Raw genomic sequence first — 21,500 nt, forward strand, 5'->3', positions numbered from 1 at the left:
GCGGCGTGTACGGATCCAGCCTTTTACTGTTACTTGGCTGTCTACCGCAACATTGCCTTTTAATAGCTCTGAAATCGCTAAATGGCTCATCTTCACTCCAATGATATAAGTTGCCTAACTGTATAATATTAACTACTCAACGCAGCGGTTAAATTTAGTGCGTTGAACTTGAACCGTGTATCTTACCTAGTTAAATAAAATAAAAAAACTATTGTGAGCAACTCTTTAAAAGTTTTTATGCAAGTGGGTTACTTTTAAAGCGTTTTTTGCTTTAAATTACCACTATTGTTATTTGGTGCTCTGAAATTTAGTGATTTTGTGGCATTATTACTGCGTGTTGACTCTACGGATTGAAATTAGCCAACCTTAAGGCTATTCAATCACCGAGCAAAATTTGTAAGCAAGTGGGCGCGCTAACTGCTTCAGCGTTATTATAATGGCTTACAATGATGAAATAATAAGTAACAATTAAGCCGGTAAATCAGCACAGCATAATTTTAACTATTTAATATTTACCATTACCCAGAAATGGATGCTATGAAACAAGTTTTTATTTTAAGAGGGCTACCAGGAAGTGGTAAGTCTTACTATGCACAAACCCTAGCCGACGAGCTTGGTGGAGTAGATACAAGCCAGTATTTAATATGTTCAACCGATGACTACTTTGTCAATGAACAGGGCGAGTATCACTTTGATAAATTTAAACTACCGCAATATCATAATTTAAATTTAGCGCGCTTTATAAATGCTTTAGCGCAAAATATTCCGCTTGTAATTGTTGATAACACCAATATAAAAAAATGGGAGTTTATTGCGTACTCTCAAGCAGCACATGCACTTGGTTATCAAGTTAAAGAAGTTATTGTTGGTGAAGTAAAAGACAAGTCTATGCAGCATTTATACGCTAAGCGCAACACGCATAACGTGCCTTTAAAAACCATTAGTAAAATGGCGTACATGTTTGAGTGGTAGGTGAGTGTTACTTATGGGTTATTTAAGCTTTATTAAAGCGCTTAAATCACATTGAGTAATGGCATCTAGATGAGCAGTGATTTTTTCATTGCTCCAATCCCACCAAGCTATATCTAATAACGTATTTATTGTGTTGCTATCAAACCTAGGCTTAATTACTTTTGCCGGATTACCACCTACCACGCTATAAGGGGGTACATCGCAGGTAACCACCGATTTACTTGCAATGATAGAGCCACTGCCAATATTTACCCCTGGCATTATGGTTGCGTCATAACCAATCCATACATCGTGACCGATAACCGTATTGCCTTTAAAGGGTAACTCGCCAGCCTGCGGGGCCGATTTTTCCCAGCCGTTGCCAAATATAAAAAATGGATAGGTAGAAAACCCCGCGGTTTGATGATTAGCGCCGTTCATTATAAAGGTCACGTTTTTAGCTATGGCGCAAAACTTTCCAATAATGAGACGATCTTTAATAAAATCGAAATGGTAAAGGACATTTTTTTCGAAGTTTTCAGGGCCGTCAGGATCGTCGTAATAGGTATAATCACCCACCACTATATTAGGCGAGGTAATAAAGTTTTTTAAAAAGCCAACCTGAGGAAAGCCCTCAACAGGGGCAAGGTTATTTGGATTAGGGCCCTGTTTAGACATAGCTACCTCATAGTTTAATTATTGTTTTTTATACACAGCCAGCGGGTGAGTAGTAACAATAGATACATGAACGCTGTCACCCGGATTAACCACAACCTCGTGGCTTACACGGCTAGTAACGAGCGTATTACAGCTTAATTTAACCGCACATAAACGGCTGCCACCTTCAAAGCGTACCCAAACAACTTCACCGTTAGGTTGATTTAAGTTTTGAATAAGCTGTACATCGTCAGGGCGAAGCAACACATCTACATCGCCACTGTCGCAGTCTATACCTTGCCCTGGTGCTACGCCAATGCTAGTGGTTGCTTGGCCATTTTCAAACTGCCCAGCAATAAAGCTTGCCTCACCTAAAAAGCGTGCTACAAAGCGGTTGTTTGGCATGCTAAAGCATTGTTCAGGGCTATCGAGTTGTTGTATTTCACCGTTTTGTAATACACCTACACGGTCACCTACCGAAAGCGCTTCTTCTTGGTCGTGAGTAACCCACACGGCAGGCACTCCCGCTTCTTTTAAGGCGTTTCTTATATCCCAGCGCAGCATATCTTTTAATGCGGCATCAAGGTTAGAAAGGGGTTCATCAAGTAATACAAAATCTGGCTGGTGAGCAAGTGTACGCGCAAGTGCTACGCGCTGTTTTTGACCGCCAGAGAGGGTGGCTGGCTTTTTTGCTCTAAAATCATTTAGACCAAGCAGTTTAATCCAATGATCGGCAATGGCGGTGTCTTTTAATCTAAAACAAATGTTTTGCTCAACCGTTAAATGAGGAAACAATGCAAAATCTTGAAACACCATACCAACACTGCGTTTTTCAGGGGGCACATTACGTTTTGGCGTTGCGCGCCATTTGCCTACGTTTATTTCACCCTCGCTAATGGGGATAAGCCCTGCAAGTGCTTGCAATATTGTACTTTTACCGCAGCCCGTAGGGCCTACTAGCATGAGAATTTCATTTTCACCTAACGATATATTTAAATCGCTTACTACACGGTTACTGCCGTAATCTATAGACAACTGGCTTACAGATAGCATTTGTTTTTAAATCCTCAATGTTCGAGTTGGTTACGTTTTTCGCCAGACATCATAATAGCTAAGCCACAGGCAGAAATCACCACTAACAATAAACCGGGAATGGCAGCACGGCCAAAATAACCGGCTTCGTACACACGCCATAAATAGGTTGAAAGGGTTTCAAACCCGGTTGGGCCTAGCAATAGCGTTGCTTCAAGCTCGCGCATTGATTCTAAAAATACCAATGCAGCACCGGCAATAATACCACGCATTGTTAGCGGCAGGGTAATGCGAGTAAAGGCTTCACGCGGGCTTGCACCTAATACGCGCGCCGACTTTATTAAGCTTTGATCTAAATGCTCTGTACTGGTGCGAATAGAGCCAACTGCAAGCGGTAAAAATCGTAGCATGTAAGCAATAATCAGAAGCGCTAATGTTTGATATAAAAACGGGAGTTGCAAGCCGCCATATACCAGCGCGGTGCCCATCACAATGCCAGGAATACCAAAACCAAAATAGGTAACACGCTCCATTATTCTGCCGGCTTTACCACTTAATGCGGCATGAGCAACAGGAATAGCCACAATAACCGCCACTATGGCAGCTATGGCTGAGGCATACGCTGAGTTCCACGCTATGCTAAAGTCAAAATTGCTGTAACCATCGCGTGCTAGCCAAACAAAAAATATCGCCAGCGGTAAACCAATAGCTAACAATAAAATAGGGCCAAACGCAGCAATCATTGCGGTTATTTGCCATTTAGTTGGAAATAAAACCAGTGGGCGACCGTGTCGTTCAGAGGCGGTTTTTATTTGTGATTCTATTAAAAGTAAAAAGCCAACAATAACCATTAATTGCAGCGACAACATCGCCGCGCGCCCTAATGCAAACGCATTGTATTCTACGTAAATTACCCGGGTAAAGGTATCTAGGCGCATCATTGCGGGTGTACCAAAGTCTGAAAGTGTATAAAGCGCCACTAATAATGAGCCCGCTGCAATACCGTTAACTACACGGGGTAAAATTACTTTAAACACACTTTGTGTCATCGACATACCCAAGGTACGCGCTGCATTTACCATGCTGGCATCTAAACTGAGCAATGACGAGCGTGTAGTCATCATTACAAAAGGGAAGGTGTATAAGGTCATTACAATGGCTGCACCGCTTAACCCATACATGGGTGGGGTTTCAAAGCCAAGTAGGTTATTTATTTCGCCCCCTGGGCCAAACGCAGCGTACAAAGTAAATGCGCCAATATAACTTGGAATAGCCAAGGGCGCGGCAAAAATCACCAGCCATATTTTTTTAAAAGGCAAATGCACATAAGCACTTATAAAAGCCAGTGGTACCCCAATCAGAATTGAGCCTAATACGGTTAAGCCCATTAGCGATAACGTATTGCCCAGTATTTTTAGATTATGACTGTCAAAAAGGGTACTGGTGTCGCTAGCAAGGGTAATTAAAATATAAACAGGGGTAATCGTAATGAGCGCTGCAAGCAGCGCCATTGGGTAAGAAGCAGGTATTCGCATTTATAAAACGCCGTTGTTGCGCATCAAGTTGATGGTGGGGCGTAAATCCGCAAGTTGAGTTAAATCAACCTTTGGTGGAGATATGTCACTCAGCGACGGTAAGCCTGCCGGTTGAGTAATGCCATTAACAAGCGGTATTTCATACGCTTCTCGGGCTAAATAACCTTGTACTTCTTCGCTTAATAAGTAACGCATAAAGTTAGTAGCAAGTGGGTCATCGTTTAGCGTTAAAATACCCGAGGCATTGACTAAACAACCTGCATCTTGCTCGGTAAAGGCTAAGTCTAATTTAGCATCTGGTTTACCCGATTTAAGACGCAGCGTGTAGTAGTGATTAGCAAAACCAATATCTACTTCACCACGTTCTACTGCCATTACAACACCGAGTTCACCGGCGTATGTTTTAGCGCGCTTTTTAACTTTTTTAAGCCATTTAGCGGTTTTATCATCGCCTTCTAAAATACGCATAGCGGTAACAAACGATTGAAACGATGCATAAGCAGGCGCCCAACCAATAGATAAATCGCTATCTGCAATGTCCATTATGCTTGTGGGAATTTGATCTTTGGTTAAACGTGATGTGTTATACGGTAAGGTTCTGATCCGACCGGTAACCGGCGCCCATTGATCATATCTAAATTGCGGTTGTAACTGAGCAGATAAATCACTCGGTAGGGGCTTTGCAAGGCCTGCATCGGTAACTAGGCCAATAGCGCCTGAGTCAACCGCCCAAAATAAATCGGCGCGGCGTACACCTGCCTTTGCCTCTGCCACAATAGTATTGGCAAGTGCAGCAGTCGGGCCGCGGCGAATAGCTAAGTTAAAGTCAGGATTTTTTTTCTGAATCGCTTGTAATACATTTTCATACAAACCACCTTCACCACGGCCTAGGTATAAGGTTAAATCACCTTTAAGCTTTGGTAAATTATCAACAGAAACTGGGTTTGCTATATCGGCAGCTAGTGCGCGAGAAAGGGGCAGTGGCAAAGCGCCAACAACCCCTAACGCAGCTAGGCCTTGTATAAAGGTCCTACGCTTCACTTAAAAAACATCCTTACGCGACTTCTCCGCTTTTTCTATTAGCGTTTTAGCGCGGTCTAATTTAGTGTGCATATCACTTACCACGTCACGTACTTCATCAACGCTTTTAGCGCTTTTAATTGTTTGCGGTAGTGTTACGTTAAAATCTTTTTCCAGCACTTCTACTAATTTTGCATCTTGTTCGATAAGCGTACCTTCTACGCCTTCAAAAAGGTGTAAATACGTATCGTGAACAATTTCAGTGGCTTCTTCGTTTAAGCGCTCTGCAAATTTAGCAACAACACGGTCAAGCTTGTGCTTGATTTCGTCAATGGTGGCACTTTGGGTCATGCCTTCTGTAGCAGTGGCTTTAACTGTATCAAGTAAGCCTTTTTGCTGGAATTTTGCCGCAAGCTTAACAGCACCAAGACCTTGCCACAAGGCTATGTTCATGGCTTTTTGCTGATTGCGCACTTCTTGGGCAGGCTTGTTGTTATCAATGGCCATTTTTACACCATAAATACCTTGCCAAATTGAGGCATATACAGGCACAAAGTTAGTTTCAATGGCGCTGTGAAATTTAACCGACTCCCAATATTCAATTAAATCGTCGCTGTTTACAGCCTTAGTACCGCTTTTGCTGTAGTCAGTTACCATGGTGTCTACTTTACCAACCATCCATTCAACTTCTTCTGAATAGTCTTTAATGTTTTCTTGTAAATGGTTTACGTGCTCACCAATTGGGCCGTTAGCTAGCGCCGGTTGCGTTACAAAAGCAGAAGCTAACAATAAGCTTGCACCTAATGTTTTTACAGATTTAGAAAGGTGTTTCATAGTAAAGAGTCCGAAAAGGTAATTGTAAATGATAGACATTATCATATCCGTAATGTTTACTAAAATCAATATAACAAATACGTCAATGCAAAGCTCAAAACCTGAGAAAAATTAATACCTAACAGGCAAATAATGACTATGCCTTTTAGGTATAATTTAACGCTTAGCAGTAATGCTTACCTGCAATTGCAGTGTAAATGGCATCACATAAGGTGTTTATACTGGCTGAGTCACTTATATACGGGGGCATTAGGTAAATAAGTTTACCAAAGGGTCTAATCCATACGCCTTGCTCTACAAAAAAGGCTTGAATTTTAGCAACATCTACATTGCCAGCATCATCAGTTAGCTCTACAACACCTATTGCGCCTAAGGTACGCACATTGGCTACCGCATCTAATTCATTGCACTTTTTAAGCTGTTGTAGTTGAGTGTTTATATCGCTAATGCGTTGTTGCCAATCCTGCGCCAAAAGTAAATCTATACTGGCGCACGCAACCGCACAGGCAAGCGGGTTGCCCATAAATGTAGGTCCGTGCATCAAAACGCCGGCTTCACCTTCGCTAATGCCTATGGCTATTTTATCACTGGTTAGTGTGGCCGAAAGGGTCATTGAGCCACCGGTAAGGGCTTTGCCAATACATAAAATATCGGGCTCTATATTAGCGTGCTCTACAGCAAATAATTTACCCGTGCGGCCAAACCCTGTGGCTATTTCATCGCAAATTAGTAAAACATTATATTGTGTGCATAATTTACGAACGCAGGCTAAATACGCGGGGTTGTAAAAGTTCATGCCGCCGGCGTTTTGTACTATGGGCTCAATAATAAAGGCGGCTACCTCGTGATGGTGCGTTTTAAAGTATTGTTCAAGCGTTTGGGCTTCTGCTTGGTTAAACTCGCCATCAAATTTACTTACAGGGGCGGGTACAAACACATGCTCTGGTAAAAAACCTTTATACAAACTGTGCATAGAATTAACCGGATCGCACACGCTCATAGCGGCAAATGTATCACCATGATAACCCTTAAACGGCGTCATTAATTTTTGCTTGTTTGTAAACCCTTGGCTTAACCAATATTGCAGCGCCATTTTAATCGCTACTTCTACACTTACCGAGCCGCTATCGGCTAAAAACACCTTAGTTAAACTTTTTGGGGTAATTGTAATAAGCCTTTTACACAGCTCTACCGCGCTATTATGGGTAATGCCGCCAAACATTACATGGCTCATACTATTAATTTGTTCAATCATGGCGTTATTTAATACCGGATGATTATAGCCATGAATTGCGCTCCACCATGAGGCCATGCCATCAATGAGTTGCTCGCCGGTTTCTAGGTAAATTAAATTATGATTTGCATGAGTAACAGGGTAAACCGGGATAGGCTGTGTCATTGATGTGTAAGGGTGCCAAATATGGTCACGATCAAAATCAAGGTCAATCGTTTGTTTTTTATTCATATGTAAACTTTAACGTGGTGGGTTTCGTTGACAATGGTACTTCAAGACGTAGACTAATCCAACATCACCACTGAGAAAAATAAGAGACTACTATGGAACTTGCACCTGTTCGCCATGATTGGACCCACGCCCAAGTAAAGGCATTATTTGAAATGCCATTTAACGATTTATTATTTAAAGCGGCATCGGTTCATCGCGCTAATTTTAATCCTAACGAAGTACAAATATCTACTTTATTATCCATTAAAACAGGGGCTTGCCCAGAGGATTGTAAATACTGTCCGCAATCGGGGCATTATAAAACCGACTTAGAGCGCGAGCGCCTACTAGAAGTAGAAAAAGTGGTAGAGCAAGCACGCCTAGCTAAGCAAAAAGGCGCAACCCGTTTTTGTATGGGTGCAGCATGGTCAGATCCAAAAGACAGAGACATGCCGTATATTTCTAAAATGGTAAAAGAAGTAAAAGAACTTGGCCTAGAAACCTGTATGACACTTGGTAAACTTACCAACGAAAAAGCACATGAGCTAAGTAGCGCAGGGCTTGATTACTACAATCATAACCTCGACACTTCGCCTGAATATTACGAGCAAATTATATCTACGCGCACCTTTGAAGACAGATTAAACACCATAGATCACGTACGCGATGCCGGCATGAAAGTATGCTCAGGCGGTATTGTCGGTATGGGCGAGCAAGCAAGCGACCGTTACGGTTTATTAATGCAGCTGGCAAATTTACCACAGCAACCAGAAAGCGTACCTATTAATATGTTGGTAAAAGTAAAAGGCACACCGCTTGAAAACGTAGACGATTTAGATCATTTTGAATTTATACGTACCATAGCTACCGCCCGTATTATGATGCCACACAGCTATGTGCGTTTATCGGCAGGTCGCAGCGCCATGAACGAGCAAATGCAATCAATGTGCTTTTTTGCAGGCGCTAACTCAATATTTTATGGTGATAAGCTACTCACTACCGAAAACCCAGAGGCCGATGCCGACATGAAGCTAATTAAAAAATTAGGCATGAACCCAGAAAAACACCAAGACTACTCAGACGAAGCCGTTGCCGCATCGCTGTCATCGCAAGTGGCCGATAAAGCAACGTCAGCCTTATTTTACGAAGCCTAAGCTTACCTTTTATGCCATTTGAATTTTTAAATACGCATTTGCAGCAACAACAGCAACATGCGTTATTGCGTAAACGCCATGTGGTGCAGCGCGCCACAGCACGTACCATTACGGTAAATAACGCAACGTACCTTAATTTTGCCAGTAATGATTACCTAGGCTTTGGTGATTGCAGTATTAACCTTGAGCAAAACAACGTACTCGGTAGCCACAGCTCACCCTTAGTTACTGGGTATCAGGCGCAGCAACAACAGCTAGAGCAATACTTATGTAGTGCACTTGGCTACGAAGCTGGCATGTTGTTTAACTCGGGGTTTAGTGCAAATAGCAGTGTAATTAAAGCGTTGTTTAACGATAAAAGCGCTGCGCAAAACAGTGCTATTTTTCAAGATAAGCTCAACCACGCCAGTTTGATTGACGGCGCAATGCACTCAAATGCCGCATTGATCCGCTTTAACCATAACGATTTAAAGCATTTACGTTCTCGGCTCGAAAAATCAAAAGCACACAATAAGCTAATTATTAGCGAAGGGGTGTTTTCGATGGATGGCGACACCGCCCCTATAAAAGAGTTGCTTGCTTTAGCTAAAGAGCACAATGCTTGGCTTATGATTGACGATGCACATGGTTTTGGTGCACTAGGTAAAACCGGTTTAGGTAGCTGTGAGTCATTATTAGATGAAGGCTTAGCACTTCCCGATATACTGGTTATTACTTTTGGAAAAGCAGTAGCAAGCAACGGAGCCTGTGTATTAGCAAATAACCAATTTATTAATTACATGCTGCAGTTTAACCGCGACTACACGTATTCAACCGCTATGTCGCCGCTTATGGCAGCGCTTACGCTTACGCGCTTACACGCCATTAAATGTGCAGATGTTAAACGCCAGCAGCTTAGTAGTAACATTGCTTTTTTTAAGCAGCTTTGTAAACAACACGCCATTGCGGTAATGGAGTCAAACACCGCTATTCAGCCCATTGTACTTGGCTGCGCTGAGCAAACGTTACACGCAGCACAAAGGCTTAAACAGCAGGGTATTTGGCTAACCGCTATTCGCCCACCCACGGTTGCGCATAATACCGCGCGGTTACGTGTAACCTTAACAGCGGCGCATACCCATGCAGATATAACAGCCCTTGTTGAACACTTAAAAGGCGCAATAGCATGATTGCGCAGGCTTTAGCTCATACCCACAGTAAGCAAGCTTTAAATAAAAAGCCCACGCTTTTACCTATAAATGGGGCTCCACAAAATAGTGCGCTTATACAAAGTGCTGAGCAAGTACGCCATCATACAGCGCTTAAAAAGGGGGCGAGTGATAAGTTTTCTAAAGCAGCTGAGCAATACAACAGCCATGCCAATGTACAAAAACAGGCAGCAAGCGATTTATTTAAATTAATAAACTCCCAGCCTTACAACCAAAATAAGCGCTGTGTAGATTTAGGAGCTGGCCCACTGGTTAATACCTCACAGCTAAGCAAGCAATACGGCCAAGTAATCGCGATAGATTTAAGCTTAAACATGCTTAAAAGCGCTGCATTAACTAACCCAAAAGTTTGCGCCGATATGGATAACCTGCCGCTACAAGCAAGCAGTATTGACGCCATATTTAGTAATTTTGCAGTGCAGTGGTCGGCTAATTTTGAAAAATTAATGCATACGCTTTATAAAAGCTTAAAGCCTGGCGGGCAGGCCTATATAAGTACCGTAGTGGCGGGCTCGCTTAACGAAATTAAAACAGCGTTTGCAGCGCTTGATAACCGTAGCCATATAAATACATTTAATACACACGCTTATATAAACCAGTCGGTCCAAAAGGCAGGGTTTAGTATTAATAGCTCACAAAAAGTAATTTATACCGATTGTTATTCAAGCCCGTTAAAAGCCATTAAATCTATTAAAGCCATTGGTGCTACAACGCAAAATCATGCTAATTCACGCCAAGGGCTATTAACTAAGTCGGCGCTACAACGGGTATGCAATGCGTATCCGCTTTTAAACAATCAAGCGTGTGTATCTTACCATGTGGTATTGTTATCATTACAAAAAAGCCATGAGTAGCTAATATTAAAATTAATCAAGGCAGTAAAATGAAAGAATTTTTTATTACCGGTACCGACACCGACGCCGGAAAAACCCACGTGACTAGTTTGCTATTAAAGCTACTTGCCCAACATAAAAAAAACGCAATTGGCTTTAAGCCGCTTGCCGCAGGCTGCGAAATGGCGTTTGATCAGCTAGTAAATGCTGATGCACTAATGCTAATGGAAAGCGCCACGGTAAGTGCCAAATACGATGTAATAAACCCCTTTGCCTTTGCGCCGCCTATTGCGCCGCACATAGCCGCAGAGCAAGTAGGGGTTAATATTACGCTCGATAAACTAAGCACAGCGTACTCAACACTTAAACAACAAGGTGCCGATTACCACCTAACCGAAGGCGCTGGTGGCTGGGCACTGCCAATTAATAACACCGATTATTTATACGACTGGGTTAAGGCCGAGCAACTACCCGTAATTTTAGTAGTAGGCATGAAACTAGGCTGTTTAAACCATGCTTTACTTACCGCTGCCCATATGCAAAGTTTAGGCATTAATTGTGTGGGCTGGATTGCCAACCAAGTAGACCCAAATATGGACGAATACCAAGCTAACCTTGATTCGTTAAAAGCACGCTTGCCATTTCCTATTTTGGCTATAAGCCCATACAGCGAGCAAACCCCTAAACTGCAAATATACAAAACCTTACTTAATACCCTCAATATACAGAGCTAATTGTGGCTGCTTTGCGTTTTTAAATGCAAAGCAGTTTTTATATTAAATACATGAGCTTATTAATTGTATTTACGCCTTGAAATTACCCCCTTTAGTACACATATTACAAATTAAAGCTATTGTTACTAAGGAAATAAACCGCTACATGACGCACCCATACATTAAACGCTTCGCTCAAAACACACAGGTAACGGGGGAACCCGAGGTAAAGCCAAGTGCTCAGCCTAAAACCCGTGTGGGCATTTTAGGTGGCGGCACAGCAGGGGCAACAATAGCTATTCGATTGGCAGCGCTAGGGATTCAGACCACTATTTTTGAGAAAAAAAAGTCACTTATAGATGGCCCACCTATGTGCCATTTACACGCTGGTGGTAATTTATACCGTGAAATACCAGACGAAGACTGCATAGATTTACTCAAGCAATGTATCGATATTTTACGCCTATACCCCTACACCATAGACGTACGCCCAACCGTGTTTGCAGTGCCAACGCGCGATGACGACTCACCCGATGATTTACTACCACGATTAAATAAAATCACCAACGCGTATAAAGAGTTAGTTGAGCAAGACCCTAATAACAAAGTACTTGGCGAGCCCGACAATTACTACCAGCTGTATAGTCACGAGCAAATGATAGCGCTGAGTAAAAAAGAGCAGGTTAGTGAGCCTAAAACGCTAGATGAGTGGATGATCCCCGTTGCTAAGCACCTAAACTTAAACAAAGTAAAATACCCGCTAATTGTTGCTCAAGAATACGGGTGGAATATTTTTAGGTTATCGGCCAGCGCCCAACTTGCGCTTGCCCAGTACGAACACGCTAATGTACTTACCAGCACAGAGGTAAAGCAAGTTAGCCAAGCTGAGCAAACCAGTGCCAATAACCAATCGCCAACTTGGAACATTGAATACCAAAATAACCAAAGCGATACTACGCAAACAGTAGAGGTAGACTACCTTATTAATGCCTGCGGCTTTCAAACCGGTATTGTAGATGACATGGTAGGCGTAGAGGCCAAACGTATGGTCGAATTTAAAGCCTCTTACATTACGCATTGGCAAGGCGCTGGCGGGCAAATTCCAGAAATTATTATTTATGGTAACCGTGGTACGCCAGAAGGTATGGCACAGCTAACGCCTTATCCTAATGGCTATTATCAAATTCATGGTATGACCAACTCAATTACCTTGTTTAACGATGGCCTAGCCGATACCAACGAGCAAAGTGCACAGCCGCAATTGCCAGCTAAATATTTAAATTACATAAACAATGGGTGGGATCAGCAGGTACTAAAAGCACGTAGCCAAAAAGCCATTGATTATGTAGCCGAGTTTGTTCCGGCATTTAAAAACGCCAACACGCAAAACAATGCCTTGTTTGGTGGCCAGCAAATCCCAGGAGAAGACGACACCTTGCGCGTCGCAGATGTTAGCCTATATTCGCATATTAGCTACGCACGTGCCGAAAACGTAAAAGCGTCATCTACCTTAATCGCTGCTGATGAAATAGTGGCTGAATTTACTAAACTTGGCCTAATAAGCGACGATGCGCACATAAATGAGCATCGTACTCATCACCAGTGGACGTATCTTCAACAACACAACCATGCAGATATAACCAAGGTGGCACAATTACTCGCAAAAGAGCGCGGCTTTCCTACAGATATGGCAACAATTAATAATTGCATTACAAGTAGCGGCATAACTAGCAACTAATTGTTTTTATTGGTGTAACGAGGTTTAATAACTACGTTACGCCACACTTTACTCTCTATTTAAACTCCCCAAAAAATTTATTAATAAACCTGCAAATAACCCTTGCGTTATGACATAGTTTGTCACAGAATAGCCTCAATGCTATGACATAGTGTGTCATAGCGTAATGATTGCTTTAACCTAAATTTATTTTATGTTCGGTGATCAAACCTATTTTTGTGAGGACAATATGAAACGTATATTTTTGTTTTTATTAACTAACCTAGCGGTTATGTTGGTATTAGGTGTAGTGCTTTCAATAATAATGAGCGCGCTGGGTTTAAGCCATCGTAGCCTTGGCGGTATATTACTTATAGCCTCTGTATTTGGCTTTGGTGGCTCGTTTATTTCGTTATTTATGTCTAAGTGGATTGCTAAAAAATCAACAGGCGCACAGGTAATTACTCAACCGCGCAACGAAACCGAGCACTGGCTTGTACAAACTGTATCAGCACAAGCTCAAAAAGCAGGTATAAAAATGCCTGAAGTAGCAATTTACGACAGCCCAGAAATGAACGCCTTTGCAACTGGCCCAAGCAAAAACAACTCGATGGTGGCGGTAAGCACAGGGTTATTACATAACATGAATCAAGACCAAGCCGAGGCCGTACTTGCCCACGAAGTATCGCACGTTGCTAATGGCGACATGGTAACGCTTACGCTAATACAAGGCGTGGTAAATACCTTTGTAATATTTGCCGCAAAAGTACTGGCAGGCATAGTTGATAACTTTTTAAATGGCGATGAAGAAGAGGGCGGTAGTAGCTGGTCTTACTTTTTATTCGACATGTTATTCCAAGTTGTATTTGGTGTGCTTGCAAGCATAGTGGTAGCAAGTTACAGCCGTAAGCGTGAATTTGCAGCCGACAGCGGCGCAGCTAAATTAGTAGGTGCAGACAAAATGCGCTCAGCGCTTGAGCGATTAAAGCAAAACCACCCGTCGCAACTACAAGGCTCAATGATGGCCTTTGGTATAGCAAGTGGAAAAGGGATGGCTGAACTGTTTTCATCTCACCCACCGCTTGATGCGCGAATAGACGCCCTGCGTAAATAAGCTAACTCTTATTTAAAAACACAAAAGCCAGCTAATTAGCTGGCTTTTTAGTATGTGATAACTGGTTTATCAAGCGTTAAAGTTATTTACCAAAAATAATATCGGTAATGCCCTCAGGTGAGAGTATTTCAATCCAGTAGCCGTCAGGGTCTTTTATAAATGCTAAGCCCTTCATTGAACCATCATCTGGCTTTTTGACAAATTCTACATCGTACTTTGCAAAGCGCTCACTGGCTGCGTAAACATCTGGCACGCTAATACCAATATGGCCAAAGCCTTTAGGCTCTTGGTTACCGCTGTGGTAGCCCTCAAAGCTGTCGTCGTCTTCTGTACCCCAGTTATGGGTAAGCTCGATTAGTGCAGGGCGACCAAATACCCATTTAGCTTTGGTTTTATCATCACCTTGAGGCTGCTCTGGCTCGTAGCCTAAAAAGTACAGCGTAAACTTCATTTCAGGAAAGTCATACTTACCTAACAGCTTCATACCTAATACATTTTGATAAAATTCGAGCGACGGTTTGGGATCTTTAATACGCAACATAGTTTGCTGCATCACATAGCCTTTAGTGGCCTGTTCAATTTGCTCTGGCGATTCGTTATAGCTAGACATGGTGATCCTTTGTATAAATTAAGAAGCGAAAACTTAGATATAATGCTTAAGTTATCATAATCAACCATCGTCTAAATTTAAACTGCCCTGAGCATAAAAGAGTGATGCAAATAGTCAGTGAAGCTTAATATCATTTATCATTAATGCGCCCCATGTAGTTTCATCGCTACAGCCATTTATTTCTGAGCTTATAAACATACACCCATACCCATTGGCTTCTGTTTTTTGAATTTCTGTGTAAACACTAGCACCATCATCAGATAACCAAGTAGTGGTGCGTTCACGGCCATAAGGTAATATAAGAGGAATAGGAATGATTGGCGAAATTATAACACCCACCCATTTAAAGCCATCTCCATACTTAACTTGTTTAACGGCGGTGCCTTTAACTGGCTTTTGGCCTGAACTATATGTTTCAACGTGCACTAAATCGTAAGAAACACACCCTTGTACCAGTATTAATACTCCGATAACTATCGCTTTTTTAATTAATTTCAAGATAAATCCCTTTATAACGTTATTGAGCAAAGAAAACTGTTAATTTGTACCTAAAATGATAATCACATTATCCTTTGAAAAAGTAAACTTATAACTCCATATCGGTTACTTTGAATACTTGTGTAATACGTAGGTACCTATGCCGATAAACAAAGTACGATGCTAAGTAAAATTAAGTTTGTAAAACAATTAGCAAAATAAAATAGGGCGCTTTATTCATCGTTATTTAACTATGTGCAATGTAGGGTTTAATTAACTATTGCAGGAACTACTTACAGTAAGTAAATAACGCATATAAAGGAGTAACTATGTTTTTTGATGATATGCAGGGCTTAATACGCGTACTTATTATTGGCGTGCTGGGTTATGTAGCGCTGGTGTTTTGGCTGCGTATATCGGGTAAGCGTACGCTTTCTAAATGGAACGTGTTTGATTTTATTGTCACTATTGCGCTGGGCTCTATTTTAGCCTCGGTGATCATTACAAAAAGCGTTGCGCTGCTAGAGGGCATGCTCGCGTTTGTTGTACTAATAGGGCTGCAATATTTTATTACGTGGCTAAGTGTGCGCTCATCTAAATTTGCTTCGCTTATAAAAGCAGAGCCCACGCTATTGCTGAGTAATGGTGAATACTGCACGGCGGCACTTAAATCGCAGCGGGTAACTAAATCCGAAATTCGTGCTGCTATTCGTGGTGCGGGTATATTAGCCATAGAAGATGTAGCCGCTGTAGTGCTAGAAACCGACGGCAGTTTTAGCGTACTAAAGCAAAATAACAGTGGGTTAAAAACCGCGTTAAGTGATGTAAGCGAGCAATAAAGTAAGGCGCTATTACTTATACTTATATTAATTAAGGCAGGTTTAATACCTGCCTTAAATTGTATTAAAGCCTAATTTATTTAGCGTGCTGCTCTAACAAACTAAAGGTAGGTAAACGCCACTTAAAGCGAATTGAGGCCATACGTATTAAGTAGCCTGCAACAAGGCTTACAATAATGCTGATGTTGTCATCAATATTGTAATGGTGCAGTGCCAAGAATAAGCAAGCAACAAGTAACGATACACTCGCGTATAGCTCGTTATGTAGTACTAAAGGCGCTTGGCGACATATTAAGTCGCGCAGTAACCCACCAAATACACCGGTTACAACCGCAGCCACTACACAAATACCATAGTGCAAGCCCATATTTAGCCCCACTTGGCAGCCAATAATGCTAAACGCCGCAAGCCCTAGCGCATCTAAGCGCATAAAAATGCCTTTAAATTTAACCACCCACTTAGCAAGCCAGGTAGTCACAATACCCGCTATACAAGTAATTAATAAATACTCTGGGTGCTGTACCCAGGTAAGTGGGTAATTGCCAAGTAAAATATCTCGCACGCTGCCACCACCAATTGCTGTAGCACTAGCAACCAATACAACGCCAAACCAATCCATTTTCATTCGCCCAGCGCTAAGTGCGCCGGTCATGGCTTCTGCGGTAATACCAATAATATAAACAACGGTTAATAGCATGAGATAATCACTTGAAAATTGCACGTAAAAATAAGGTGTGGATTGTATAGATAAATTAAGTAAATAACGAATGAAAAATAACACTATAAACGCTTAATTCAGATAGAAATAACTAATAACAAAACCGAGTGTAAACAATCTGTTAAGCTAATCGCTTTGCAAAAGTTAGCAGTCGTAGAATAAAGGACAAACGGCCGTAATTTATAAAATAAAACAGGCTGTTTTTTGCTGCTTTTTTAAAGCTCAAAGCTCGGTATTTTCCCTATACGGTTAAGTGTTTTGGCAGCTAGTTGGCGTGTTTAAATTAACCTAATATGAATATTTGGTTGCGTGGTAGCAATTTAGGAACGTATACTAACGATTCTTAACTTAAATGGAATTTGCGTAATCGCAGCTTAATTAGCACAGGTAAATACATGAACAAAGGATTGTTAAAAGCGTGGAATGACGAAAAGGGTTTTGGTTTTATTAAATCAGACACCCAATCGCACGACACCTTTATACACATTTCAGCGCTCAAACATATGAGCCGCAAGCCAAAAGTGGGCGACACCATCTATTTTGAAGTTGCTACACAGCCCGATGGCAAAACCAAAGCCGTTAATTGCCGAATAGAAGGCGTAGCTGCACTTAAAGTTACGCCTAAAAAATCAAACCATCATCGTGTTGCTAAATCTAATTTTACCGATAGTTTTTTAGGCAAAGTCGCGTCAATTAGCATTATCGCCGTACTTGGTTTTGTCGCAGTAAATAAATACACCCATTATAAAAGTAACGAGCAATTTAATAGCCAAACTCCTGTTATTACCAACGCCGATTTAGCCAGCTTTGATGAGCAATACCCAAAAAGCGTTATTCCAAAAAACACACAAAATTTTACCTGTGATGGCAGGCAGCACTGTAGCCAAATGACTTCACGTGCAGAGGCGGTATTTTTTATTAATAACTGCCCGAACACAAAAATGGATGGCGATAGAGATGGCGACCCTTGTGAGAGGGATTCACGGTTCCAAGATGAGTGGTAATTTTAGAAACCGATTAGTTAAAAGTTAAATTTAAGATGGGTTTTACCGTGCACTGTATAAAATACAGTGGTGCGCAATTTATCTCATAACATTATTAAAAGGCGTTATGGGGTTAAATAATGAAGGCCAATAAATAACCCTTGTAGTTAGTTCTTACTAGTTGTTTAGTGTAAATATCGAACAATGTAATATACGCCGTTTTTGGGTGTCATAACCCTCCAAAGTGGGATTCAATAAACTGTTAGCTGTTTCCGTATTTGACATAGGTAGGTGATGGAAAATTTTATACTAGAAATGGATAAAGGAGAGCTACATGTTCATCTTAATGGGCTTGTCAGTTCGGAACTTGTAATCAAATTACTTAATAATAATATAATTGATATTCCACAAGGCTTTGACCTTGAAAAAGACCTCAATATCATAAAACCAGCTAAGAGTTTATCTTCATACCTCAAACCTTGGGAGCTATTAAGGTTTGTTCCTAAAAGCAGAGCAGATTTAACCTTGATTGTATTTGATGCATTTGAAAATCTAAGAAAGAGTAATGTGAGATTTGTAGAACTACGAAATAGTGTTTTATATATAGCTTTGCTTAATGAAGTAAATGTCGATGTAGCAATGGCATGGTTATTAGAAGATGTCTCAAGAGCATCTGAATTTTACGATATTAAGGCTGGCCTAATTCTTACGGTTACTAGAGGGGACTACTCACTAGAACAACTCCGATCACTGTTGAACGCTTATATCAAGTTAGGAAAGCCTGATTTAATTGTTGGTTTAGACCTTGCTGGAAATGAAGACATTAACGTTTCTAGCGCACTAGCGTATGAGTTTGTTCGTGCTAAAACTGAATTTGGGCTGAAAATAACCATTCATGCAGGTGAAACAGGAAACTTTGAAAACATAGTGATAGCTGTTAATGACTTTAAAGCTAATCGAATTGGTCATGGAACGGCTGCAATAAAATCCCAACCAACGTTGGAACTACTCAAAGAGAAAGACATATGCGTCGAAGTTTGTCCAATAAGTAATAGATTAACAAATGCAGTAGGTGAGAGAGAATCACATCCTGTAATTGAGTTTATAAATAATGAGGTGCCCTTTGTTATATGCTCAGACAACCCTTCCATTCACAGGTCCAGCATAACTCAAGATTATATTGAATTTTATCGTGAAACAAAGAGTTCATTACACATTAAAAATATGCTGGAGATACAAAAAAAATATAGCTTCATAAAAGGATTGTCATGCAAATAAGGTTTGTTTCAAAAAATGATTTCAAAGTGGCTGAAGTTCAAAAAATATTAGAGGGGACTGGTGTAACAATTGTTGCTGCAAAGCACTCAATTAACGAAATACAAACAGAGAATGTAAATGAATTAGTTAAAGATAAACTGTTAAAAGCATTCAAGAAAGTTGGACGTCCTGTTTTTGTAGAACATACTGGTCTTTATATAGACAGTTTGAATGGATTTCCCGGTGGCTTAACACAAATATTTTGGGATAAATTAAATGCAGATAAATTTTCGTCCTTACTAGGAAACGGAGACAATCTTGGGCTAGTTGCTAAAACAATTATAGGTTACTGCGATGCTAAAAAAATGTATTTTTTTGAAGGTGCAATAAAAGGCACTATATCTCCAGAACCAAAAGGAGATAGAAGCTTCCAATGGGATTGCATATTTATACCTGAAGGTGAAACAGAAACATTTGCTGAAATGGGTGATAAGAAAAATGAAATTTCAATGCGGAAAATCGCTTTTGATGAATTTAAAGTTTTTTTAGAAAGGAATAAAAAATAATGGAGCAACTGTTAAGGTCATTTAAAGAAGGCAATGTCATACTTTTTGTTGGCGCTGGCGTATCTATGAATCTTGGTTTGCCATCATGGGATTCACTAATTGATAAAATCGCTGAAGACTTGGATTATGACCCTGAGATTTATAAGACATTTGGCGACCATTTAGCTTTAGCTGAATATTACCGTTTGAAAAAGGGAAGTATTGGCCCATTAAGAAGCTGGATGGATAGAAATTGGCATACATCAAAGATTGACGTTTCGAAATCAAAAGTTCATGAAAATATAGCTAAAGCTGAATTTCCAATAATTTATACTACAAATTATGATCGTTGGTTAGAGTATGCCCTAGATCATCATGAAAAACCTTATACTAAAATATCTTCTGTTGCAGACCTTACAAAAGTAGATAGTAATAGTACCCAAATCATCAAGTTTCACGGAGATTTTGATGATGATAAATCAATCGTGTTAGATGAAACTAGCTATTTTGAGCGACTAGGTTTCGAAACCCCTTTGGACATTAAATTGAGGGCAGATGTATTGGGTAAATCAGTATTATTTATTGGGTATAGTTTAGCTGATATAAATATTCGATTTCTATTCTATAAATTGTCGATGCTTTGGAAAGCCCACCACCTTGGCGAAGCGCAACCCAAATCATATGTATTCTCGCCAAAACCGAACCCAGTCCAAGAACGAATTCTAGAGCAATGGGGCATTGAAATGCTTTCATCTGATATTGAAAATCCAGGTGAAGCATTAGAGGACTTCCTAAGCAAACTTACAGACCATAAATAAGAAGGAAATTGAAAGTACTGAAGTATTGGTTAGATTTATCTTTGCTACACATTTTGACCAAGTATTTTAATCCGTTTATTTCGGCGTTAGGTAATAACATTGGAGTTACTCAAGTGGACATTATTAATATTATATTTATTGCTTTAGGTGGTGCAGCTTCAGCATTAGTTGTGGTTGGGTTTCTAGGTCAAAAACTTGTCTCTTTTTGGTTTAGTCGTGAATTAGAAGCTTATAAAGGTTGTGTTGTGCGAGAGAATAATGAAACTTTAGAAACTCTAAAGACTGATTTACAGCTACTGCTACGCGCAGAAGAAAGGACTGTAAATCTTGAGCTAACAATGGATAAGTATAGAGGACCCTTAGTACATTCTGCGTATGATTTACAAAGTCGAATTTTTAATTTGGTTAAGCAAAATGTTGTGGATTTGTATTTTTTCGAGGGACTAGGAGATGGTACTGAGAAAGAGTATTTCCTTAAAAATACTATGTATGTAATGGCTCAATATTTTGCTTGGACAGAGATTATCCGAAAAGAAATTCAGTTCATTGAGTTCAGCGATATAAATACGTCTCAAAAACTATCTAGTTTACAAGATGAAATATACTCAATTTTGCAATTTACTACGCAAGATGACTCTTTAAATATCTGGGCTGGGGAACAAAGAGGCATTGGCGAACTTATGCTACAAGAGAAAGATTCTTGCTATACATGTATCGGTTATTCTCAGTTTCTAAAATTAGTCAAACAAGGTGAAGAGCCTTTATTAAGTCAGCTAGAAACTAAAATTGAATGTTACTTAAATTCACGAGATCGTTCTTCGGTTCGCTTGATAAAGTTACAAAATGCTTTAATCGACCTGTTAGAGTTTCTTGATCCTGATTATGTGCGGTTTCCTAAGGGTAAACGCACAAAAATTACCTAACCGGGAATGAATTACCAGAATTACCAGTGACACCCATCCTAAATTTTGCTCTTTTCAAAATTTATGATTACGTTTTAGTTAGAAAGCAAAAGGTGTCACCCATTAGAAAGTTCCGGTC

General features: G+C 40.5%; 22 protein-coding genes. 13 read left to right on the top strand and 9 right to left on the bottom strand.

What is annotated here, in order from left to right; genetic code table 11:
* The first annotated feature begins 537 nt into the window (after nt 1–537).
* Nucleotides 538–972, top strand: a complete 435-nt coding sequence (locus tag B4F91_RS01005) for an ATP-binding protein (protein ID WP_004586647.1) — start codon at nt 538–540, stop codon at nt 970–972.
* Nucleotides 973–990: 18 nt separating this feature from the next.
* Here B4F91_RS01005 and B4F91_RS01010 read toward each other — a convergent pair whose 3' ends face one another.
* From B4F91_RS01010 to bioA, 6 genes are all read right to left on the bottom strand, one after another.
* Nucleotides 991–1,629: a Vat family streptogramin A O-acetyltransferase gene (locus B4F91_RS01010; protein ID WP_286936597.1), complete on the bottom strand. Its 639-nt coding sequence runs from the start codon at nt 1,627–1,629 to the stop codon at nt 991–993.
* An 18-nt stretch (nt 1,630–1,647) separates the two neighbouring features.
* Nucleotides 1,648–2,661, bottom strand: a complete 1,014-nt coding sequence (locus tag B4F91_RS01015; protein ID WP_286936598.1) for an ABC transporter ATP-binding protein — start codon at nt 2,659–2,661, stop codon at nt 1,648–1,650.
* 14 nt (nt 2,662–2,675) lie between these two features.
* Nucleotides 2,676–4,175: an ABC transporter permease gene (locus tag B4F91_RS01020; RefSeq protein ID WP_126007128.1), complete on the bottom strand. Its 1,500-nt coding sequence runs from the start codon at nt 4,173–4,175 to the stop codon at nt 2,676–2,678.
* Nucleotides 4,176–5,216 carry an extracellular solute-binding protein gene (locus B4F91_RS01025; RefSeq protein ID WP_004586642.1) on the bottom strand — a complete coding sequence of 347 codons (1,041 nt, stop codon included), beginning with the start codon at nt 5,214–5,216 and terminating at the stop codon, nt 4,176–4,178.
* On the bottom strand, nt 5,217–6,029 hold the full coding sequence (locus B4F91_RS01030; protein WP_286936600.1) for a hypothetical protein: 813 nt from the start codon (nt 6,027–6,029) through the stop codon (nt 5,217–5,219).
* Nucleotides 6,030–6,192: 163 nt separating this feature from the next.
* The gene (gene bioA, locus B4F91_RS01035) at nt 6,193–7,494 is read right to left on the bottom strand and encodes an adenosylmethionine--8-amino-7-oxononanoate transaminase (RefSeq protein ID WP_286936602.1); all 1,302 of its coding nucleotides are present in this window, start codon (nt 7,492–7,494) and stop codon (nt 6,193–6,195) included.
* Nucleotides 7,495–7,586: 92 nt separating this feature from the next.
* Between bioA and bioB the strand changes: the two genes are divergently transcribed.
* The 6 genes from bioB (at nt 7,587) to htpX (ending at nt 14,212) form a co-directional block, all read left to right on the top strand.
* Nucleotides 7,587–8,627 (top strand): biotin synthase BioB, encoded by a 1,041-nt coding sequence (gene bioB, locus B4F91_RS01040; RefSeq protein ID WP_004586639.1) that lies wholly within the window; start codon nt 7,587–7,589, stop codon nt 8,625–8,627.
* 11 nt (nt 8,628–8,638) lie between these two features.
* Nucleotides 8,639–9,796: an aminotransferase class I/II-fold pyridoxal phosphate-dependent enzyme gene (locus B4F91_RS01045; RefSeq protein ID WP_286936603.1), complete on the top strand. Its 1,158-nt coding sequence runs from the start codon at nt 8,639–8,641 to the stop codon at nt 9,794–9,796.
* Entirely contained in the window at nt 9,793–10,689 is an 897-nt protein-coding gene (locus B4F91_RS01050; RefSeq protein ID WP_286936604.1) for a methyltransferase domain-containing protein, read from the top strand. Before B4F91_RS01045 ends, B4F91_RS01050 begins: the two co-directional genes overlap by 4 nt.
* A gap of 29 nt (nt 10,690–10,718) precedes the next feature.
* Nucleotides 10,719–11,402 carry a dethiobiotin synthase gene (gene bioD / locus B4F91_RS01055; protein ID WP_096739629.1) on the top strand — a complete coding sequence of 228 codons (684 nt, stop codon included), beginning with the start codon at nt 10,719–10,721 and terminating at the stop codon, nt 11,400–11,402.
* 145 nt (nt 11,403–11,547) lie between these two features.
* The gene (locus tag B4F91_RS01060; RefSeq protein WP_286936606.1) at nt 11,548–13,119 is read left to right on the top strand and encodes an FAD-dependent oxidoreductase; all 1,572 of its coding nucleotides are present in this window, start codon (nt 11,548–11,550) and stop codon (nt 13,117–13,119) included.
* 229 nt (nt 13,120–13,348) lie between these two features.
* Nucleotides 13,349–14,212, top strand: a complete 864-nt coding sequence (htpX, locus tag B4F91_RS01065; protein WP_286936608.1) for a protease HtpX — start codon at nt 13,349–13,351, stop codon at nt 14,210–14,212.
* An 82-nt stretch (nt 14,213–14,294) separates the two neighbouring features.
* Here the strand turns inward: htpX and gloA are convergent, their stop codons facing one another.
* Together gloA and B4F91_RS01075 are read right to left on the bottom strand one after the other, a co-directional pair.
* Nucleotides 14,295–14,822: a lactoylglutathione lyase gene (gene gloA / locus B4F91_RS01070; RefSeq protein WP_024033580.1), complete on the bottom strand. Its 528-nt coding sequence runs from the start codon at nt 14,820–14,822 to the stop codon at nt 14,295–14,297.
* 114 nt (nt 14,823–14,936) lie between these two features.
* Nucleotides 14,937–15,320, bottom strand: a complete 384-nt coding sequence (locus tag B4F91_RS01075; RefSeq protein ID WP_154944505.1) for a hypothetical protein — start codon at nt 15,318–15,320, stop codon at nt 14,937–14,939.
* Nucleotides 15,321–15,628: 308 nt separating this feature from the next.
* Between B4F91_RS01075 and B4F91_RS01080 the strand changes: the two genes are divergently transcribed.
* On the top strand, nt 15,629–16,138 hold the full coding sequence (locus tag B4F91_RS01080) for a DUF421 domain-containing protein (protein WP_096041721.1): 510 nt from the start codon (nt 15,629–15,631) through the stop codon (nt 16,136–16,138).
* A gap of 76 nt (nt 16,139–16,214) precedes the next feature.
* Here the strand turns inward: B4F91_RS01080 and B4F91_RS01085 are convergent, their stop codons facing one another.
* Complete coding sequence (locus tag B4F91_RS01085) at nt 16,215–16,835, bottom strand: trimeric intracellular cation channel family protein (RefSeq protein ID WP_058550084.1); 621 nt, start codon at nt 16,833–16,835, stop codon at nt 16,215–16,217.
* Nucleotides 16,836–17,251: 416 nt separating this feature from the next.
* Between B4F91_RS01085 and B4F91_RS01090 the strand changes: the two genes are divergently transcribed.
* The 5 genes from B4F91_RS01090 to B4F91_RS01110 all read left to right on the top strand — a co-directional run bounded on the left by B4F91_RS01090 (nt 17,252) and on the right by B4F91_RS01110 (nt 21,382).
* Nucleotides 17,252–17,860, top strand: a complete 609-nt coding sequence (locus B4F91_RS01090) for a cold shock domain-containing protein (RefSeq protein WP_286936610.1) — start codon at nt 17,252–17,254, stop codon at nt 17,858–17,860.
* Between the two features lie 273 nt (nt 17,861–18,133).
* Nucleotides 18,134–19,117 carry a hypothetical protein gene (locus B4F91_RS01095; RefSeq protein WP_286936611.1) on the top strand — a complete coding sequence of 328 codons (984 nt, stop codon included), beginning with the start codon at nt 18,134–18,136 and terminating at the stop codon, nt 19,115–19,117.
* Nucleotides 19,108–19,662, top strand: coding sequence for a non-canonical purine NTP pyrophosphatase (locus B4F91_RS01100; RefSeq protein WP_286936613.1), 555 nt, complete (start codon nt 19,108–19,110; stop codon nt 19,660–19,662). The genes B4F91_RS01095 and B4F91_RS01100 overlap by 10 nt, the downstream gene beginning before the upstream one ends.
* The gene (locus tag B4F91_RS01105; RefSeq protein WP_286936615.1) at nt 19,662–20,459 is read left to right on the top strand and encodes an SIR2 family NAD-dependent protein deacylase; all 798 of its coding nucleotides are present in this window, start codon (nt 19,662–19,664) and stop codon (nt 20,457–20,459) included. Before B4F91_RS01100 ends, B4F91_RS01105 begins: the two co-directional genes overlap by 1 nt.
* 8 nt (nt 20,460–20,467) lie before the next feature.
* A complete protein-coding gene (locus B4F91_RS01110; RefSeq protein ID WP_286936617.1) occupies nt 20,468–21,382 on the top strand; it encodes a hypothetical protein in 915 nt (304 codons plus the stop codon).
* Nucleotides 21,383–21,500 lie beyond the last annotated feature (118 nt).

This window comes from Pseudoalteromonas sp. UBA6610, assembly GCF_002433295.1.
GTDB classification, from domain to species: Bacteria; Pseudomonadota; Gammaproteobacteria; order Enterobacterales; family Alteromonadaceae; genus Pseudoalteromonas; species Pseudoalteromonas atlantica.

Coding starts and splice junctions, on each gene's coding strand:
- B4F91_RS01005 (WP_004586647.1), top strand. CDS start 538: ATGAAACAAGTTTTTATTTTAAGAGGGCTACCAGGAAGTGGTAAGTCT.
- B4F91_RS01010 (WP_286936597.1), bottom strand. CDS start 1,629: ATGTCTAAACAGGGCCCTAATCCAAATAACCTTGCCCCTGTTGAGGGC.
- B4F91_RS01015 (WP_286936598.1), bottom strand. CDS start 2,661: ATGCTATCTGTAAGCCAGTTGTCTATAGATTACGGCAGTAACCGTGTA.
- B4F91_RS01020 (WP_126007128.1), bottom strand. CDS start 4,175: ATGCGAATACCTGCTTCTTACCCAATGGCGCTGCTTGCAGCGCTCATT.
- B4F91_RS01030 (WP_286936600.1), bottom strand. CDS start 6,029: ATGAAACACCTTTCTAAATCTGTAAAAACATTAGGTGCAAGCTTATTG.
- bioA (WP_286936602.1), bottom strand. CDS start 7,494: ATGAATAAAAAACAAACGATTGACCTTGATTTTGATCGTGACCATATT.
- bioB (WP_004586639.1), top strand. CDS start 7,587: ATGGAACTTGCACCTGTTCGCCATGATTGGACCCACGCCCAAGTAAAG.
- B4F91_RS01045 (WP_286936603.1), top strand. CDS start 8,639: ATGCCATTTGAATTTTTAAATACGCATTTGCAGCAACAACAGCAACAT.
- B4F91_RS01050 (WP_286936604.1), top strand. CDS start 9,793: ATGATTGCGCAGGCTTTAGCTCATACCCACAGTAAGCAAGCTTTAAAT.
- bioD (WP_096739629.1), top strand. CDS start 10,719: ATGAAAGAATTTTTTATTACCGGTACCGACACCGACGCCGGAAAAACC.
- B4F91_RS01060 (WP_286936606.1), top strand. CDS start 11,548: ATGACGCACCCATACATTAAACGCTTCGCTCAAAACACACAGGTAACG.
- htpX (WP_286936608.1), top strand. CDS start 13,349: ATGAAACGTATATTTTTGTTTTTATTAACTAACCTAGCGGTTATGTTG.
- gloA (WP_024033580.1), bottom strand. CDS start 14,822: ATGTCTAGCTATAACGAATCGCCAGAGCAAATTGAACAGGCCACTAAA.
- B4F91_RS01080 (WP_096041721.1), top strand. CDS start 15,629: ATGTTTTTTGATGATATGCAGGGCTTAATACGCGTACTTATTATTGGC.
- B4F91_RS01085 (WP_058550084.1), bottom strand. CDS start 16,835: ATGCTATTAACCGTTGTTTATATTATTGGTATTACCGCAGAAGCCATG.
- B4F91_RS01090 (WP_286936610.1), top strand. CDS start 17,252: ATGAACAAAGGATTGTTAAAAGCGTGGAATGACGAAAAGGGTTTTGGT.
- B4F91_RS01095 (WP_286936611.1), top strand. CDS start 18,134: ATGGAAAATTTTATACTAGAAATGGATAAAGGAGAGCTACATGTTCAT.
- B4F91_RS01100 (WP_286936613.1), top strand. CDS start 19,108: ATGCAAATAAGGTTTGTTTCAAAAAATGATTTCAAAGTGGCTGAAGTT.
- B4F91_RS01105 (WP_286936615.1), top strand. CDS start 19,662: ATGGAGCAACTGTTAAGGTCATTTAAAGAAGGCAATGTCATACTTTTT.